The following is a 16,545-nucleotide window of genomic DNA, read 5'->3' as shown; positions in this document are numbered from 1 at the left end:
TTACTTTCCGGGCACGCGCGGATGCGGTCGATGTCACTCCCCGGCCCCCGGAGAGGTAGGGTCGTAAGCGGTCGGGGACATCCCTAAAAACAAAAATCTCGCCGGCGTCGAGCACACCGGCGTACCTAACGAGGAGATCGGTTCGTGACGATCCGCGTAGGCATCAACGGCTTTGGCCGCATCGGCCGGAACTACTTCCGCGCGCTCCTTGATCAGGGTGCTGACATCGAGATCGTGGCCGTCAACGACCTGGGTGACACCGCGACCACCGCGCACCTTCTGAAGTACGACACCATCCTGGGACGCCTCAAGGCCGAGGTCACCCACACCGCCGACACCATCACCGTCGACGGCCGCACCATCAAGGTGCTCTCCGAGCGCAACCCGGCCGACATCCCCTGGGGCGAGCTGGGCGTCGACATCGTCATCGAGTCGACCGGCATCTTCACCAAGAAGGCCGACGCCGAGAAGCACATCGCCGGCGGCGCGAAGAAGGTCCTCATCTCGGCTCCGGCCAGCGACGAGGACATCACCATCGTCATGGGCGTCAACCAGGACAAGTACGACGCGGCCAACCACCACGTCATCTCGAACGCGTCCTGCACCACCAACTGTGTCGCGCCGATGGCGAAGGTTCTCGACGAGAACTTCGGCATCGTCAAGGGCCTGATGACCACGGTCCACGCGTACACCAACGACCAGCGCATCCTGGACTTCCCGCACAAGGACCTGCGTCGCGCCCGTGCCGCCGCGGAGAACATCATCCCGACCACGACCGGTGCCGCCAAGGCCACCGCCCTGGTCCTCCCGCAGCTCAAGGGCAAGCTCGACGGCATCGCGATGCGCGTCCCGGTCCCGACCGGTTCCGCCACCGACCTGGTCGTCACCCTGGACCGCGAGGTCACCAAGGACGAGGTCAACGCCGCGTTCAAGAAGGCCGCCGACGACGGTGACCTCAAGGGCATCCTCTACTACACCGAGGACCCGATCGTGTCCTCGGACATCGTGAGCGACCCGGCCTCCTGCACCTTCGACGCCTCCCTGACGATGGTCCAGGACGGCAACACGGTGAAGATCCTGGGTTGGTACGACAACGAGTGGGGTTACTCCAACCGTCTCGTCGACCTCACCGTCTTCGTCGGCGGCCAGCTCTAAACTTCAGGGCAGGCTTTCGATGTGAGCAGGGCTCGGGCAGCGCAACGCCGCGCTGTCTGAGCCCTGTCTCGTGTGCTCCACCGCGTACCAAGGAGTCTGTGACAGATGAAGACGATCGACGAGCTTCTCGCCGAAGGCGTCTCCGGCAAGCGGGTGTTCGTCCGCGCCGACCTCAACGTGCCCCTCGACGGCACGACCATCACCGACGACGGCCGCATCCGCGCCGTCGTCCCCACGGTGAAGGCGCTCGCCGATGCCGGCGCCCGCGTCGTGGTCGCCTCGCACCTGGGCCGCCCGAAGGGCGCCCCGGACCCGGCGTTCTCCCTCGCCCCGGCCGCCGCTCGCCTCGGTGAGCTGCTCGGTGCCGAGGTGGCCTTCGCGACCGACACGGTCGGCGAGTCCGCCACCGCCACCGTCGCGGGCCTCGCCGACGGCGGGGTCGCCGTGATCGAGAACCTCCGGTTCAACGCCGGCGAGACCTCGAAGGACGACGCCGAGCGCGGCGCCTTCGCGGATCAGCTGGCCGCGCTGGCCGACGTGTACGTCGGCGACGGCTTCGGCGCCGTGCACCGCAAGCACGCCTCGGTCTTCGACCTGCCGGCGCGCCTCCCGCACGCCGCGGGCTACCTCATCGCCACCGAGGTCGGCGTCCTGAGGAAGCTCACGGACGACGTCCGGCGGCCGTACGTGGTCGCGCTCGGCGGCGCCAAGGTCTCCGACAAGCTCGGGGTCATCGACCACCTCCTGGAGAAGGCCGACCGCATCCTCATCGGCGGCGGCATGGCGTACACCTTCCTCAAGGCCCAGGGCCACGAGGTCGGCATCTCGCTGCTCCAGGAGGACCAGATCCCGGCGGTCCTGGAGTACCTGGAGCGCGCCGAGGCCCGCGGGGTGGAGTTCGTACTCCCCGTCGACGTCCTGGTCTCGCCCGATTTCCCGGACCTCAAGACCAAGGCCCCGGCCAACCCGACCACGGTCGCCGCGAACGCCATTCCGGCCGACGAGGAGGGCCTGGACATCGGCCCGGAGACCCGTAAGCTCTACGCCTCGAAGCTCGCCGACGCGGGCACCGTCTTCTGGAACGGTCCGATGGGCGTCTTCGAGCACCCCGACTACGCCGAGGGCACCAAGGCCGTCGCCCAGGCGCTCGTCGACTCCCCGGCGTTCACCGTGGTCGGTGGTGGCGACTCCGCCGCCGCCGTCCGCATCCTGGGCTTCGACGAGAAGGCATTCGGCCACATTTCGACCGGCGGCGGCGCCTCCCTCGAGTACCTCGAGGGCAAGACGCTTCCCGGCCTCGCCGCACTGGAGGACTGACCCCTTTATGAGCACTCGCACTCCGCTGATGGCGGGCAACTGGAAGATGAACCTCAACCACCTTGAGGCCATCGCCCACGTCCAGAAGCTCGCCTTCGCCCTGACCGACAAGGACTACGACGCCTGTGAGGTCGCCGTCCTGGTCCCCTTCACCGACCTGCGGTCCGTCCAGACCCTGATCGACGGCGACAAGCTGAAGATCAAGTACGGCGCCCAGGACCTCTCGGCGCACGACTCCGGTGCCTACACCGGTGAGATCTCGGGCGCGATGCTGGCGAAGTTCAACTGCGCCTACGTGGCCGTCGGCCACTCCGAGCGCCGTCAGTACCACGCCGAGAACGACGAGGTCTGCAACGCGAAGGTGAAGGCCGCCTTCAAGCACGGCGTGACCCCGATCCTCTGCGTCGGCGAGGGCCTGGACATCCGCAAGGCCGGTCAGCAGGTCGAGTACACCCTCGCCCAGCTCGACGGCGGCCTGAAGGACGTCCCGGCCGAGCAGGCCGAGACCATCGTGATCGCGTACGAGCCGGTGTGGGCCATCGGCACCGGCGAGGTCGCCACCCCCGAGGACGCGCAGGAGGTCTGCGGGGCGATCCGCGGCCGTCTCGCGGAGCTGTACTCGCAGGAGCTGGCCGACAAGGTCCGCATCCAGTACGGCGGCTCGGTCAAGGCCGGCAACGTGGCCGCGATCATGGCGCAGCCGGACGTCGACGGCGCCCTGGTGGGCGGCGCGGCGCTGGACGCCGAGGAGTTCGTCAAGATCGCGCGCTTCCGCGACCAGTGAGTATGCGGTAGCGGAGTTACGTCGTACCCTAGCGGGGGTCGGGCAGGTGCCCGGCCCCCGTCCGTATAAGTCCGAGGAAGTTGGTCCAGCCGTGGTTATGGGGTTCTCGATCGCCCTGCTCGTCTTCAGCGGGCTGCTGATGCTGCTCGTACTGATGCACAAGGGAAAGGGCGGCGGTCTCTCCGACATGTTCGGTGGCGGCATGCAGTCGTCCGTCGGTGGCTCCTCGGTCGCCGAGCGCAACCTGGACCGGATCACGGTTGTGGTCGGTCTGCTCTGGTTCGCCTGCATTGTGGTACTTGGTCTGCTGATGAAGTTGGACGGGTAACTCCAATCACTGGACGCGCGTTGGGCCTTACGTAGACTGGGGCATCTTCGAGCACCATCACGCAGGGAGTTACGACCGTGGCAAGTGGCAACGCGATCCGGGGAAGCCGGGTCGGAGCGGGGCCGATGGGCGAGGCCGAGCGGGGCGAATCGGCGCCGCGCGCCCGCATCTCCTTCTGGTGCTCGAACGGGCACGAGACGCAGCCGAGCTTCGCCAGCGACGCGGCGATCCCGGAGACCTGGGACTGCCCCCGCTGCGGCTTCCCGGCAGGTCAGGACCGGGACAACCCGCCGGACCCGCCGCGCACGGAGCCGTACAAGACCCATCTCGCCTATGTGCGGGAGCGGCGCAGTGACGCGGACGGCGAGGCGATCCTCGCCGAGGCGCTGGCCAAGCTGCGCGGCGAGATCTAAACGTGGTGTGACGATGTGACGAACGGGCCTTGCCCGCGAATTCTGTTCGCGGGCAAGGCCCGTTCGCCGTTTCTCGTCAATTCCTTTTTCTCGTCGGTTCCTTAGCCGCGCTCCAGCGCTTCAGCGGTGACCGTCGGCGATGTGCGCGGTGAGCGCCAGGGATGCCGTCGCCCTGCCGTACGTCAGCTGTGCCACGCGCGCGTAGAGGCAGTCCACGATCAGCAGGACCGAGTGGCGCGTGCCGAAGCCGCCGCGGCGGAAGCCGGTCTCGGCGGAGGTCGAGCCGAGGTGGACGCCGGCCGCGCGGGCGACGGGGGAGCGGGGATCGCCGGTGACGGCGATCGTGGCCGCGCCGCGTTCGGCGGCGAGCCGCAGCGGGCCGAGGACCTCCCGGGTGGCGCCCGAGTGGGAGAAGGCGACGACCGCGTCGGCGGGCGTCAGCAGGGCAGCCGAGGTCTCCGCCGCGTGCACCTCGGTCCGGGCGCGGGCGTCGCAGCCGATGCCGAAGAGCCGGGCCTCTGCCTCCAGGGCGATCACGCCGGAGCCGCCGACCCCGTAGACGTCGATCCGGCGGGCCGCGGCGAGCGTCCGGGCGGCCCGGTCCAGAGCGTCGAGGTCGAGGCTCTCCGCGGTCCTGCGCAGCGCCTGGAGGTCGGCCCGCGCCACGACGGAGACGAGCCGGTCGAGCGGGTCGTCGGGGCCGATGTCCGGGCCGAGCGGCCGGGGTTCCGGCTCCTCGGAGCCCACCTGGCCCTGCTCCTTGGCGAGTTCGTACTGCAGGTCCCGGTACGACGCGAGACCCAGGGCCTGGCAGAAGCGGGTGACGGTGGCCTGGGACGTCCCGGTCCGCTGCCCCACCTCGGAGGCGGACGCCCTCGGGACGTCGGCGGGGCGCTCCAGGACCCAGACGCCGACCTTGCGCAAGGAGCCCGACAGCCTGGGCAGTTCGGAGCGGATCAGTGCGGTGATCATGCGGGAGCGCCTTCGGTCCGGTGCCGGCCGGGTGCCGGCCGTGGAGGGGTCTTGTCGCGCGGTGAATCTATCAACCACCATGCGGGCTGATGAGCGAATCCAGGATTCATGCGGACCGCCCGTGGGTGGTCGGGATCGACGCGGGCGGTACGCGGATCAGGGCGCGGGTCGCGGACGCGGCGGGCGGTGCCGTCCTCGGTGAGGGCGCGGGCGGGCCGGGCAACGCGCTGAGCGTGGCGCCCGCGGCGCTGGCCCGTCACCTCACGGACGCCCTGCGGGAGGCGCTGCCGGACGGCGCGGGGCGGCACGTCCGGGCCGTCGTGGCCGGCTTCGCCGGCGGGGGAGAGGGCGCGGGGCGGGGGCGGGCGGGGACGGCGCTCGCCCGGGCTCTCGACGCGGTGGGCGCGGCGCCCGGCGCGGTCGAGGTGTACGGGGACGCGGAGGTCGCCTTCGCGGCCGGACCGGGCGCCCCGGCCGACGGGCTCGTCCTGATCGCCGGGACGGGCGCGGCCGCCGCGCGCGTGCAGCGGCGCCGTGCCGTCCGGGTCGCGGACGGCGACGGCTGGCTCCTCGGGGACGCGGGCAGCGGCTTCTGGCTCGGCCGGGAGGCGGTGCGGGCGGTGCTGCGCGCCCTGGACGGCCGCGGGCCGTGGACGGCGCTCGCCGGGCCGGTGGGCGAGGTGTGCGGCGGGCCCGGCAAGGAGGCCGTCGTGCGGTACGCGTACGAGGCGCATCCGGTCCGGCTCGCGGCGCTGAGCCCGCTCGTGGTCGGCGTGGCGGCGGCCGGGGACGGCCCGGCGCGGGAGCTCCTCGACCGGGCGGGGGCCGAGCTGTGCGCCACGGTGCGGGCGTTGGACCCGCGACCCGGTGAGCCGTTGGTGGTCACGGGCGGCCTCGTCGGCCCGGGCGGCCCGCTGCTCGGGCGGCTCACGGAGGGGGTGCGGGAGTGGGGCCTCGTCCCCGTGCCCGTACCGGACGGGGTGGCGGGCGCGGTGGCACTCGCCCGCCTGGCCGGGTCCCTTGACGGCGCGTCATCCTGACTGGTTCATTGATTCATGTCGTTCAGAAGATATGGGTTCACTGAACCAGTGGAGGCCTCGTCATGTCCGCCGCCCTGCCTCGACCCGACCTCGGCGCCGACCGGTTCGCCGACCACGCCCGCGGCGCCGTCGACCGCGCCGTCGCCGCCAACAAGGACACCGTCCCGCTCGCCGCCCGGCTCCTCGCCGACTGCGTCGCCGCCGACGGGGTGATCCACGCCTTCGGCACCGGCCACTCCCAGGCCGCCGCCCTGGAGATCGCGGGCCGGGCCGGGGGCCTCGTCCCCACCAGCCGGATCTCCCTCGCCGACCTCGTCCTGCGCGGCGGCGAGGACCCCGCCGTCCTCGCCGACCCCCTCCTCGAACGCTCCCCGGGCCTCGCCGACCGGCTCTACGCCCTCGCCGGCCCCCACCCGCAGGACCTGTTCGTCATCATCTCCAACTCCGGCGTCAACAACGCGATCGTCGACCTCGCCCTCAAGGTCACCGCCGCCGGACACCGGCTCGTCGCCCTCACCTCGCTCGAACACACCCACGCCGTCCCCGCCCTCCACCCGAGCGGCAGGCGGCTCGCCGACCTCGCCGACGCCGTCCTCGACAACTGCGCCCCCACCGGCGACGCCGTCCTCCCGCTCCCCGGAGGCGGCGGACTGTGCGGGATCTCCACCCTCACCTCCTCGCTCCTCGTCCAGATGACCGTCGCCGAAGCCGTCGCCCTGCTCCTCGCCGAGGGCCACGAACCGCCCGTGTACGTCTCCGCCAACATCCCCGGCGGCCACGAACGCAACGCGCTCCTCGAAGCCCGCTACGAGGGCCGACTGCACCGCGGCGGGTACTGAGCGGGCACTGAGCGTGCACTGAACCGGCGTTGTCAGTGGCGTCCCCTACGGTCGGTCGGGCAGGGGATCACCGACGCAGGGGGGCGCCATGACGGCGACGGAAGCAGTGACGGCCAGGGCCGTACCGAACTGGCGAGGCGGCTTCGGACGGTTGTGGACGGCCGCCGTCGTCTCCCGCTTCGGCGACTCGCTGCGGACCGCCGCCCTGCCCCTGCTCGCCGCCTCGCTCACCGACGACCCCCTCCTCATCGCCTCCGTCACCGCCTGCGGCTTCCTGCCCTGGCTGCTCTTCGGACTCCTCGGCGGAGCCGTCGCCGACCGGGTCGACCAGCGCCGGGCCATGTGGGCGGTCGACCTCGTCCGCGGCGCGCTCATGGCCGCGTTCGCCGTGGCCGTCGCGCTCGGACACGCCACGATCGCCCTGCTGCTCGTCCTCGCCTTCGCCCTCACGACCCTGCAGACCCTCTTCGACAACGCCGCCACGGCCCTTCTCCCCGCCCTCGTCCCCACCGAGGCCCTGGCCGCGGCCAACGCCCGCCTGATGACCGGTCAGCAGTTCGCGGGCGGCCTCCTCGCCGCGCCCCTGGTGCCCGCGCTGCTCCTCGCCGGGGACGCCGTGCCGTACGTGGCCGACGCCGCCACCTACGTCCTCGCCGCACTCCTCATCGCCTCCCTGCGGACCGAGGCACCCGAGCGGTCGCCCCGCCCCGCCGGGTCGACCCTCCGGAAGGAGATGGCCGAAGGGCTCGCCACGCTCGGCCGGGACCGGCCGCTGCGCCGGCTCTGCACGGCCACCACCCTCTGCAACATCGGGATGGGCGCCCTCATCGCCACCCTCGTCGTCCACGTGACGGACGGGCGCCAGGCCGGAAGCGCCGGAAACGCCGCATACGCGGCCACCATCACCGCCTACGCGATCGGCGGCGTCGCCGGCGGCTTCCTCGCCCGCCGCATCGCCGAGCGGACCGGACGGATACGCGCGGTCGCCCTCGCCGGGACGGTCCAGACGGCCTGCCTGATCCTGATGGGCGCCGTCCCCGCCCTCGCGGTATCGGTCGCGGCCATGGCGGTGTTCGGATTCATGGGGACGGTGTGGAACGTCAACCAGACGACCCTCATGCAGGAGCGCGCCCCCGACGGGATGCTCGGCCGCATCGCCGCGGCCTTCCGCACCCTCGCCGTCGCGGGCGCTCCGCTCGGGGCCCTCCTCGGCGGCGTCGCGGCCGCCGGCTGGGGACCGCACGCACCCGCCCTCCTCGCGGCGGCACTGTTCGCGCTCGCCGTAGCGTCGTTGGGCCCCCTGATCAATTAGGTTGGAGGGGCAGCGGGGCAGACATACGAGAAGAAGTGGGCGATGTCCGAGATGAACAACGAAGGCCGCACCAGGCTGAACCGGCTGCCCGAGTGGGCGGCCCTCGGCAAGCACCGTGAGCAGCTGGGCGAGACCCACCTGCGCGAGCTCTTCGCCGCGGACCCGGCGCGCGGCACGGGCCACACCCTGCGGGTCGGCGACCTCTACCTGGACTACTCCAAGCACCTCGTCACCGACGAGACGCTGACCCTGCTGCGCGAACTCGCCGCCGCCACCGGCGTGGCCGAGCTGCGCGACGCCATGTTCCGCGGCGAGAAGATCAACACCACCGAGGACCGCGCGGTCCTCCACACCGCGCTGCGCGCCCCGCGCGAGGCCGTGATCGAGGTCGACGGGGAGAACGTCGTCCCCGGCGTCCACGCCGTCCTCGACAGGATGGGCGCCTTCGCCGACAAGGTCCGCGCGGGCGAGTGGACCGGCCACACCGGCAAGCCGGTCAAGAACATCGTGAACATCGGCATCGGCGGCTCCGACCTCGGCCCCGCCATGGCCTACGAGGTCCTGCGCTCCTTCACCCAGCGGGACCTGACGCTCCGTTTCGTCTCCAACGTGGACGGCGCCGACCTCCACGAGGCCGTCCGCGACCTCGACCCTGCCGAGACCCTCTTCATCGTCGCCTCGAAGACCTTCACCACCATCGAGACGATCACCAACGCCACCTCCGCCCGCGACTGGCTCCTCGCCGGGCTCGGAGCCGGCCAGGAGGCCGTCGCCAAGCACTTCGTGGCCCTCTCGACCAACGCCGAGAAGGTCGCCGAGTTCGGCATCGACACCACGAACATGTTCGAGTTCTGGGACTGGGTCGGCGGCCGCTACTCCTACGACTCCGCCATCGGCCTGTCCCTGATGATCGCCATCGGCCCGAACCGCTTCCGCGAGATGCTCGACGGCTTCCACCTCGTCGACGAGCACTTCCGCACGGCCCCGCCCGAGGAGAACGCGCCGCTGCTGCTCGGCCTCCTCGGCGTCTGGTACGGCGCGTTCTTCAACGCCCAGTCGCACGCCGTCCTGCCGTACTCCCACTACCTGTCCAAGTTCACCGCCTACCTCCAGCAGCTCGACATGGAGTCCAACGGCAAGTCGGTGGACCGCGAGGGCAACCCGGTCGACTGGCAGACCGGACCCGTCGTCTGGGGCACCCCCGGCACCAACGGGCAGCACGCCTACTACCAGTTGATCCACCAGGGCACCAAGGTGATCCCGGCCGACTTCATCGGCTTCGCCCGCCCCGTCGACGACCTGCTTCCCGGGCTCGTCGCCCAGCACGACCTGCTGATGGCCAACTTCTTCGCCCAGACCCAGGCGCTCGCCTTCGGCAAGACGCCCGAGGAGGTACGGGCCGAAGGGGTCGCCGAGGAGCTCGTCCCGCACAAGACCTTCCAGGGCAACCACCCGACCACCACGATTCTGGCCGACGCGCTCACCCCGTCCGTCCTCGGCCAGCTGATCGCGCTCTACGAGCACAAGGTCTTCGTCCAGGGCGCGATCTGGAACATCGACTCCTTCGACCAGTGGGGCGTCGAACTCGGCAAGGTCCTCGCCAAGAAGATCGAACCGGTCCTGACCGGCGGCGGGGGCGGCGAGCAGCTCGACAGTTCGACCGCCGGGCTCGTCTCGGCCTACCGCGCGCTGCGCGACCGGGGCTGATCGCATGACGGGGGAGAACGCGGTGCGGCTGCGGCCGCCCAGGAACGCCGTGGACGAGCGGGCCGTCGCCTGGTGGCGGAGCCAGCTCCTGGTGACCACCGCCGTCCCGGTGGTGATCCTCGCCGTCCTCGGCGCGCTCATCGGGCCCGCCCGGTTCTGGCTGCTGCTCGCGGCCGGGGCCGTCGCGGTCCTCGGCCTCGGCTGCGCCGCGTTCTTCCCCGCCTGGTGGTTCCGGGTGCACCGCTGGGAGGTCACCGACGAGGCCGTCTACGTCCGCACAGGGGCCCTCTGGCAGGAGTGGCGGATCGCCCCGATGTCCCGGATCCAGACGGTCGACACCGTACGCGGCCCGCTGGAGCAACTCTTCCGGCTCGGCACCGTCACGGTGACCACCGCCTCCTCGAAGGGCGCCCTCCGGATCGAGGGCCTCGACCACGAGCTCGCCGCCGAGCTCGGCGAACGGCTCACGGCCCTCACCCAGGCCACCCCCGGGGACGCCACATGAACGAGGCCGGACACGGCGAGGACCCGCACGCCGGCGGCATAGGCGGCGCCGACGGGCCGCGCGGGGAAGGCCCCGGGGAGGCCCCAGGGGAGGGCCCCGCCGAGGCGTGGCGGCGCCTCGACCGGCGCATGCTCCTGGCCACCGCCGCCGTCCTGTGCGGCGTGGCCGGCGGCGCCGGCCTGCCTACGACCCTCGGCCTCGCCGGATCCAGACCGCTGTGGCAGGCCCTCTCCTGGGTCCTCGCCGGAGCCCTTCTCCTCGTCCTCGGCGGCACCCTCGTCGACTACGTCCGCTTGCGCCGTACCCGCTACCGCATCGGCCCCGAGCGGGTCGAACTCCACACCGGGCTCCTGCTGATCAAGCGCCGCTCCCTGGCCCGCGAGCGCATCCGCAGCGTCGACCTCACCGCCAACCCCCTCCAGCGGGTCCTCGGCCTCGTCAAGGTCCGCATCGGCACCGGCGAGAGCACCGGCGGCAGCGAGTCCACGCTCGAACTCGACCTGGTCACCCGCGCCGAGGGCGAGCGCCTGCGCCACGAGCTCCTCGCCCGCACGACCACCGGCCCCGAGGACCTGCCGCACGAGGGCGCCCTCGCCACCGTCGACCCGCGCTGGATCCGGTACGCCCCGGTCTCCTTCGTCGCCCCGGCCCTCGGCGGAGCGGCGGCCGGAGCCGTCATGCAGGTCAGCGAGTGGTTCGGCGCCCAGGCGGAGGTCATCGACTGGATAGGGGACCGCTTCCGGGACGTCTCCGTCACCTGGATGATCGTCGACCTGGTCCTCGTCGCCACCGTCGTCGGAGCCGTCGGCGCCCTCGGCCTCTGGGTCGAGATGTGGTGGAACCACCGCCTGGAGCGCGAGCCCGGCGGCACCCTGCGCGTCCGCCGCGGCCTCCTCACCGCCCGCTCGGTCTCCATCGAGGAGCGCCGGCTGCGCGGCATCGAGGTCGTCGAGCCGCTGGGCGTGCGCCTGGTCGGGGCCGCCCGCGTCGACGCCGTCGCCACCGGCCTCGCCAAGGACGACGGGGACAAGCACTCCGACCTCAAGACCCTGCTGCCGGCCGCGCCCCGGGAGATCGCCGACCGCGTCGCCGCCCAGGTCCTGCGCGAGCCCGAACCCCCCACCGGGGCGCCGCTCGCCGCCCACCCCCGTGCCGCCCGCACCCGCCGGCTGCGCTGGGCCCTGTGGTCCGTCGCCGCCCCGGTCGCCCTCCTCGCCGGACTCGGGCTCCTCCTCACCCCGGTCCTGCTGTACGTGGCGGCGGGCTGCGCCGTCGTCCTCACCCCGCTCGCCGTGCTCCTCGCCCACGACGCGTACCGCAGTCTCGGACACGGCGTCAGCGGCGCCTATCTGGTGACCCGTTCGGGCACGGTCCGGCGCGCCACGGTCGCCCTCCAGCGCTCCGGCGTCATCGGCTGGACCGTCAAGCAGTCGTACTTCCAGCGCCGCGCGGGCGTCCTCACCCTGACCGCCACGACGGCGGCCGGCGAGGGCGCGTACGACATCTACGACGCGGGCGAGACCCAGGGCCTGACCTTCGCCGCCGAGGCCGTACCGGACCTCCTCGCGCCCTTCATCGAGCCCGTACCGACGCCGGAGGCCCGGTCCACAGAGCAGTGAACCGGGCCTCCGGGTAGGGAAATCAGGCCGAAGCCGGCGGATACAGGTTCCGCGGCAGCTCCGAGGCCGCCGCCGCGTCGAGCAGCCACAGCGTGCGCGAGCGGCCGTAGGCGCCCGCCGCCGGGGCCTGCACCTCGCCCGCGCCCGACAGCGCGATCGCCGCGGCCTTCGCCTTGTCCTCGCCGGCCGCGAGCAGCCAGACCTCCTTGGCCGCCCTGATCGCCGGGAGCGTCAGGGAGACCCGGAGCGGCGGCGGCTTGGGAGCGCCGTGCACCCCGACCACCGTCCGCTCGGTCTCGCGGACTCCGGGCAGCTCGGGGAAGAGCGAGGCCACGTGCGTGTCCGGGCCGACGCCCAGCATCAGCACGTCGAAGGTCGGCACCCGCCCGTGGTTACCGGGACCCGTGGCGGCGGCCAGCTCCTCCGCGTACGCGGCCGCGGCGGCGTCGACATCGGCGCCGTACGGTCCGTCCGAGGCCGGCATGGCGTGCACCCGCGCCGGGTCGAGGGGCACCCGGTCGAGCAGCGCCTCACGGGCCTGGGTGACGTTCCGCTCGGGATCGCCCTCGGGCAGGAAGCGCTCGTCGCCCCACCACAGGTCGAGCCGCGACCAGTCGATCGCGTCCCGGGCGGGCGCCGTACCCAGCGCGGCGAGCAGGCCGTTGCCGTTGCGTCCGCCGGTCAGCACCACCGAGGCGGAGCCGCGGGTGGCCTGGGCGTCCACGATCTTCGTGATCAGCCGGGCCGCCGCGGCCTGCGCCATCAGCTCCTTGTCGCGGTGCACGACCAGCTGAGGGGTGCTCACTTGGCCGCCGCCTTCTTGGCCGGGGCCTTCTTCGCGGCGGGCTTCGCGGGGGCCGGGGCCGCCGACTCCACGACGACGACCGCCTCGGTGACCGCCTCGGCGACGGGCTCGTCGACCTGCTCGGGGGCGACGGTCGCCGCCTGCTCGTCGAGGCGCTCAAGACCGAACTTGAGCGCCGTCGCGTAGGTGTCGTCCGGGTCGAGCCGGCGCAGCTCCTCCGCGATCAGCTCGGCCGTGTCCCGGCGCTTGAGCGCCACGCCGCGGTCCGGCTGACCCTGGATGGAGAGCGTCGCGAGCGAGCCGTCCGGCCGGTCGAGCACGATCGGCCCGGAGCTGGTCTCCATCCGTACGGAGGTGAGACCGGGCCCCGCCGACTTCGAGCGCCGCACCGGCACCTTCAGCCGCTCGGCCAGCCACATCGCGAGCAGCTCGACGCTCGGATTGAACTCCTCGCCCTCGACCTCGGCCGAGGTGACCTCGCACACGACCTGGTCGAGCGCGGCGGCGAGCATCGAGCGCCACGGGGTGATCCGGGTCCACGAGAGGTCCGTGTCGCCCGGGGTGTACGTGTCCGCCCGCGCCGTCAGCTCCTGGATGGGCTGCTCGGCGGCGTACGTGTCGGTCACCCGGCGCTGGGCGAGCGCGCCCAGCGGGTCGTTCGCCGGGTCGGTCGGCGCGTTCACCGGCCACCAGACGACGACGGGGGCGTCCGGGAGGAGCAGCGGAAGCACCACCGACTGGGCGTGGTCGACGACCTCGCCGTACAGCCGGAGGACAACCGTTTCGCCGGTGCTGGCGTCGGCGCCGAGGCGGACCTCGGCGTCGAGTCGTGCCTTGGAGCGGTCCCGCGGCGAGCGCGAGACCCGCTTGATGACGACGAGGGTCCGCGAGGGGTGCTCGCGGGACGCCTCGTTTGCCGCCTTCAGCGCGTCGTAGGCGTTCTCCTCGTCGGTGACGATGACGAGGGTGAGCACCATGCCGACGGCCGGCGTGCCGATCGCCCGCCGCCCGAGCACCAGCGCCTTGTTGATCTTGGATGACGTGGTGTCCGTCAGGTCGGTCTTCATGGCCGGCGCCAGCTCCGTCCGTCTCGTGCGAGCATCTCGTCCGCCTCGACCGGACCCCAGGTCCCGGACTGGTACTGCGCGGGCTTGCCGTGCTTGTCCCAGAACTGCTCGATCGGGTCGAGGATCTTCCAGGACAGCTCGACCTCCTCGACGCGCGGGAAGAGGTTCGAGTCGCCGAGCAGGACGTCGAGGATGAGCCGCTCGTACGCCTCGGGGCTGGACTCCGTGAAGGACTCGCCGTACGCGAAGTCCATCGACACGTCCCGGATCTCCATCTGGGTGCCGGGCACCTTGGAGCCGAACCGCACCGTCACGCCCTCGTCCGGCTGGACCCGGATCACGATGGCGTTGCGGCCGAGTTCCTCGGTCGCGGTGTGGTCGAAGGGGGAGTGCGGGGCGCGCTGGAAGACGACCGCGATCTCGGTGACGCGGCGGCCGAGGCGCTTGCCCGTACGGAGATAGAAGGGGACGCCCGCCCAGCGGCGGTTGTCGATCTCCAGTTTCACGGCCGCGTAGGTGTCGGTCTTCGACTGGGGGTCGATGCCGTCTTCCTGGAGGTAGCCGACGGCCTTCTCGCCGCCCTGCCACCCGGCCGCGTACTGGCCGCGGACCGTCGTCTCGCCCAGGTCCTTGGGGAGCTTCACCGCGCCGAGGACCTTGGTCTTCTCGGCGGCGAGCGCGTCGGCGTCGAAGGAGGCGGGCTCCTCCATCGCGGTCAGCGCGAGCAGCTGGAGCAGGTGGTTCTGGATGACGTCACGGGCGGCGCCGATGCCGTCGTAGTACCCGGCCCGGCCGCCGATGCCGATGTCCTCGGCCATCGTGATCTGGACGTGGTCGACGTACGACCTGTTCCAGATCGGCTCGAAGAGGGTGTTGGCGAAGCGGAGCGCCAGGATGTTCTGGACGGTTTCCTTGCCGAGGTAGTGGTCGATCCGGAAGACCGCGTCGGGCGGGAAGACCTCGTGGACGACCTCGTTGAGCTCCTTGGCGGAGACCAGGTCGTGCCCGAAGGGCTTCTCGATGACCGCGCGGCGCCAGGAGCCGTCCTTCTGGTCGGCCAGGCCGTGCTTCTTGAGCTGCCGGACGACCAGCGGGAAGAACTTCGGCGGCACGGAGAGGTAGAAGGCGAAGTTGCCGCCGGTGCCCTGCGCCTTGTCCAGCTCCTCGACGGTGGACTTCAGCTTCTCGAAGGCCTCGTCGTCGTCGAAGTCACCCTGGACGAACCGCATGCCCTGGATCAGCTGCTGCCACACCTCCTCGCGGAACGGGGTGCGCGCGTGCTGCTTGACGGCCTCGTAGACCTCCTGCGCGAAGTCCTCGTCCTGCCACTCGCGGCGGGCGAAGCCGACGAGCGAGAAGCCCGGCGGCAGCAGGCCGCGGTTGGCCAGGTCGTAGACGGCGGGCATCAGCTTCTTACGGGACAAATCGCCCGTGACGCCGAAGATCACCAGGCCCGACGGCCCCGCGATACGCGGGAGCCGTCGGTCGGCGGCGTCACGGAGCGGGTTGGCTCCGTCGACTGCGCTCAAAGTGCTTACGCCTCCGCAGGTACGCGGCGCGAGAGCTCCGCCTCGGTGGACTTGAGCAGGTCGTTCCAGGACGCCTCGAACTTCTCGACGCCCTCGTCCTCCAGAAGCTGCACGACCTCGTCGTAGCTGATGCCCAGCTTCTCGATGGCCGCCAGCTCCGCGCGGGACCGGTCGTACGTGCCGCGCACGGTGTCACCGGAGACGTCGCCGTGGTCGGCGGTGGCCTCCAGAGTGGCTTCCGGCATGGTGTTGACGGTGCCCGGGGCGACCAGGTCCACGACGTACAGCGTGTCCTTGTACGCCGGGTCCTTGACACCGGTCGAGGCCCACAGCGGACGCTGCTTGTTGGCCTGCGCCTTGTCGAGGGCCGCCCAGCGGTCGGAGGAGAAGACCTCCTCGAACGCCTCGTAGGCCAGGCGGGCGTTGGCCAGCGCGGCCTTGCCCTTGAGCGCCTTGGCCTCGTCGGTGCCGATGCCGTCCAGGCGCTTGTCGATCTCCGAGTCCACACGGGACACGAAGAAGGACGCCACCGAGTGGATCTTCGACAGGTCGAGGCCGCGCTCGCGGGCCTTCTCCAGACCCGCCAGGTAGGCGTCCATGACCGCGCGGTAGCGCTCCAGCGAGAAGATCAGCGTCACGTTGACGCTGATGCCGAGGCCGATGACCTCGGTGATCGCCGGCAGACCCGCCTTGGTGGCCGGAATCTTGATGAGCGTGTTGGGGCGGTCCACCAGCCAGGCCAGCTGCTTGGCCTCGGCGATGGTGGCGACCGTCTCGTGGGCGAGACGGGGGTCGACCTCGATGGAGACCCGGCCGTCCTGGCCGTCGGTCGCCTCGAAGACCGGCCGCAGGATGTCGGCGGCGTCGCGGACGTCCGCCGTCGTGATCATGCGGATGGCCTCGTCGACGGTCACCTTGCGGGCGGCGAGGTCGGCGAGCTGCTGCTCGTAACCGTCACCCGAGGAGATGGCCTTCTGGAAGATCGACGGGTTCGTGGTCACGCCGACCACGTGGCTCTGGTCGATGAGCTCGGCCAGGTTGCCGGACGTGATCCGCTTGCGCGAGAGATCGTCCAGCCAGATCGCGACGCCTTCGTCGGAGAGGCGCTTGAGAGCGTCTGTCATGAGAGTTGCATCTCCATTAAGTCGTACGT

16 protein-coding genes are annotated in these 16,545 nt (G+C 71.7%); 11 read left to right on the top strand and 5 right to left on the bottom strand.

Going from position 1 to position 16,545, the window contains the following annotated elements; all coding sequences use genetic code 11:
- Positions 1 to 144: 144 nt before the first annotated feature.
- From gap to ACIBG6_RS24395, 5 genes are all read left to right on the top strand, one after another.
- Entirely contained in the window at positions 145 to 1,155 is a 1,011-nt protein-coding gene (gene gap / locus ACIBG6_RS24415) for a type I glyceraldehyde-3-phosphate dehydrogenase (RefSeq protein ID WP_399224675.1), read from the top strand.
- 105 nt (positions 1,156 to 1,260) lie between these two features.
- Entirely contained in the window at positions 1,261 to 2,472 is a 1,212-nt protein-coding gene (locus ACIBG6_RS24410; RefSeq protein ID WP_399224674.1) for a phosphoglycerate kinase, read from the top strand.
- 7 nt (positions 2,473 to 2,479) lie between these two features.
- Positions 2,480 to 3,256, top strand: a complete 777-nt coding sequence (gene tpiA / locus ACIBG6_RS24405) for a triose-phosphate isomerase (protein WP_329624115.1) — start codon at positions 2,480 to 2,482, stop codon at positions 3,254 to 3,256.
- A 97-nt stretch (positions 3,257 to 3,353) separates the two neighbouring features.
- Positions 3,354 to 3,584 carry a preprotein translocase subunit SecG gene (gene secG / locus ACIBG6_RS24400; protein WP_024758014.1) on the top strand — a complete coding sequence of 77 codons (231 nt, stop codon included), beginning with the start codon at positions 3,354 to 3,356 and terminating at the stop codon, positions 3,582 to 3,584.
- Positions 3,585 to 3,661: 77 nt separating this feature from the next.
- Positions 3,662 to 3,997 (top strand): RNA polymerase-binding protein RbpA, encoded by a 336-nt coding sequence (locus tag ACIBG6_RS24395; protein WP_071891222.1) that lies wholly within the window; start codon positions 3,662 to 3,664, stop codon positions 3,995 to 3,997.
- Between the two features lie 120 nt (positions 3,998 to 4,117).
- Here the strand turns inward: ACIBG6_RS24395 and ACIBG6_RS24390 are convergent, their stop codons facing one another.
- On the bottom strand, positions 4,118 to 4,969 hold the full coding sequence (locus ACIBG6_RS24390) for a MurR/RpiR family transcriptional regulator (RefSeq protein WP_399224673.1): 852 nt from the start codon (positions 4,967 to 4,969) through the stop codon (positions 4,118 to 4,120).
- An 89-nt stretch (positions 4,970 to 5,058) separates the two neighbouring features.
- On the opposite strand from ACIBG6_RS24390, the gene ACIBG6_RS24385 reads away from it, so the two are divergent.
- The 6 genes from ACIBG6_RS24385 to ACIBG6_RS24360 all read left to right on the top strand — a co-directional run bounded on the left by ACIBG6_RS24385 (position 5,059) and on the right by ACIBG6_RS24360 (position 11,991).
- On the top strand, positions 5,059 to 6,009 hold the full coding sequence (locus tag ACIBG6_RS24385) for an N-acetylglucosamine kinase (RefSeq protein ID WP_399224671.1): 951 nt from the start codon (positions 5,059 to 5,061) through the stop codon (positions 6,007 to 6,009).
- Positions 6,010 to 6,071: 62 nt separating this feature from the next.
- Positions 6,072 to 6,848 (top strand): sugar isomerase domain-containing protein, encoded by a 777-nt coding sequence (locus ACIBG6_RS24380; RefSeq protein ID WP_399224670.1) that lies wholly within the window; start codon positions 6,072 to 6,074, stop codon positions 6,846 to 6,848.
- A gap of 88 nt (positions 6,849 to 6,936) precedes the next feature.
- Positions 6,937 to 8,160, top strand: coding sequence for an MFS transporter (locus tag ACIBG6_RS24375; RefSeq protein WP_399224669.1), 1,224 nt, complete (start codon positions 6,937 to 6,939; stop codon positions 8,158 to 8,160).
- Between the two features lie 51 nt (positions 8,161 to 8,211).
- Positions 8,212 to 9,867 carry a glucose-6-phosphate isomerase gene (gene pgi, locus ACIBG6_RS24370; RefSeq protein ID WP_399225029.1) on the top strand — a complete coding sequence of 552 codons (1,656 nt, stop codon included), beginning with the start codon at positions 8,212 to 8,214 and terminating at the stop codon, positions 9,865 to 9,867.
- A 4-nt stretch (positions 9,868 to 9,871) separates the two neighbouring features.
- Positions 9,872 to 10,372: a PH domain-containing protein gene (locus ACIBG6_RS24365; protein WP_399224668.1), complete on the top strand. Its 501-nt coding sequence runs from the start codon at positions 9,872 to 9,874 to the stop codon at positions 10,370 to 10,372.
- Between the two features lie 128 nt (positions 10,373 to 10,500).
- Positions 10,501 to 11,991 carry a PH domain-containing protein gene (locus ACIBG6_RS24360; RefSeq protein ID WP_399225028.1) on the top strand — a complete coding sequence of 497 codons (1,491 nt, stop codon included), beginning with the start codon at positions 10,501 to 10,503 and terminating at the stop codon, positions 11,989 to 11,991.
- A 22-nt stretch (positions 11,992 to 12,013) separates the two neighbouring features.
- On the opposite strand, the gene pgl is transcribed toward ACIBG6_RS24360, so the two are convergent.
- Genes pgl through tal form a run of 4 tightly spaced genes read right to left on the bottom strand, consistent with a single transcriptional unit; the run spans position 12,014 to position 16,516 of the window.
- Positions 12,014 to 12,796, bottom strand: a complete 783-nt coding sequence (pgl, locus tag ACIBG6_RS24355) for a 6-phosphogluconolactonase (RefSeq protein WP_399224667.1) — start codon at positions 12,794 to 12,796, stop codon at positions 12,014 to 12,016.
- Positions 12,793 to 13,863 (bottom strand): glucose-6-phosphate dehydrogenase assembly protein OpcA, encoded by a 1,071-nt coding sequence (gene opcA / locus ACIBG6_RS24350; RefSeq protein WP_399224666.1) that lies wholly within the window; start codon positions 13,861 to 13,863, stop codon positions 12,793 to 12,795. The genes pgl and opcA overlap by 4 nt, the downstream gene beginning before the upstream one ends.
- Complete coding sequence (gene zwf / locus ACIBG6_RS24345; RefSeq protein ID WP_399224665.1) at positions 13,860 to 15,392, bottom strand: glucose-6-phosphate dehydrogenase; 1,533 nt, start codon at positions 15,390 to 15,392, stop codon at positions 13,860 to 13,862. The genes opcA and zwf overlap by 4 nt, the downstream gene beginning before the upstream one ends.
- A gap of 5 nt (positions 15,393 to 15,397) precedes the next feature.
- The gene (tal, locus tag ACIBG6_RS24340; RefSeq protein WP_399224664.1) at positions 15,398 to 16,516 is read right to left on the bottom strand and encodes a transaldolase; all 1,119 of its coding nucleotides are present in this window, start codon (positions 16,514 to 16,516) and stop codon (positions 15,398 to 15,400) included.
- Between the last annotated feature and the right edge of the window lie 29 nt (positions 16,517 to 16,545).

The sequence above is a fragment of the Streptomyces sp. NPDC050842 genome (assembly GCF_044456565.1).
Taxonomy (GTDB): domain Bacteria; phylum Actinomycetota; class Actinomycetes; order Streptomycetales; family Streptomycetaceae; genus Streptomyces.
This window is presented reverse-complemented; position numbering and strand designations above follow the sequence as displayed.

Bases quoted from the DNA above. Each gene is read 5' to 3' on its own strand.
- ACIBG6_RS24410 (WP_399224674.1), top strand. From the start codon at position 1,261: ATGAAGACGATCGACGAGCTTCTCGCCGAAGGCGTCTCCGGCAAGCGG.
- tpiA (WP_329624115.1), top strand. From the start codon at position 2,480: ATGAGCACTCGCACTCCGCTGATGGCGGGCAACTGGAAGATGAACCTC.
- secG (WP_024758014.1), top strand. From the start codon at position 3,354: ATGGGGTTCTCGATCGCCCTGCTCGTCTTCAGCGGGCTGCTGATGCTG.
- ACIBG6_RS24390 (WP_399224673.1), bottom strand. From the start codon at position 4,969: ATGATCACCGCACTGATCCGCTCCGAACTGCCCAGGCTGTCGGGCTCC.
- ACIBG6_RS24385 (WP_399224671.1), top strand. From the start codon at position 5,059: ATGAGCGAATCCAGGATTCATGCGGACCGCCCGTGGGTGGTCGGGATC.
- ACIBG6_RS24380 (WP_399224670.1), top strand. From the start codon at position 6,072: ATGTCCGCCGCCCTGCCTCGACCCGACCTCGGCGCCGACCGGTTCGCC.
- ACIBG6_RS24375 (WP_399224669.1), top strand. From the start codon at position 6,937: ATGACGGCGACGGAAGCAGTGACGGCCAGGGCCGTACCGAACTGGCGA.
- pgi (WP_399225029.1), top strand. From the start codon at position 8,212: ATGAACAACGAAGGCCGCACCAGGCTGAACCGGCTGCCCGAGTGGGCG.
- ACIBG6_RS24365 (WP_399224668.1), top strand. From the start codon at position 9,872: ATGACGGGGGAGAACGCGGTGCGGCTGCGGCCGCCCAGGAACGCCGTG.
- ACIBG6_RS24360 (WP_399225028.1), top strand. From the start codon at position 10,501: ATGCTCCTGGCCACCGCCGCCGTCCTGTGCGGCGTGGCCGGCGGCGCC.
- opcA (WP_399224666.1), bottom strand. From the start codon at position 13,863: ATGAAGACCGACCTGACGGACACCACGTCATCCAAGATCAACAAGGCG.
- tal (WP_399224664.1), bottom strand. From the start codon at position 16,516: ATGACAGACGCTCTCAAGCGCCTCTCCGACGAAGGCGTCGCGATCTGG.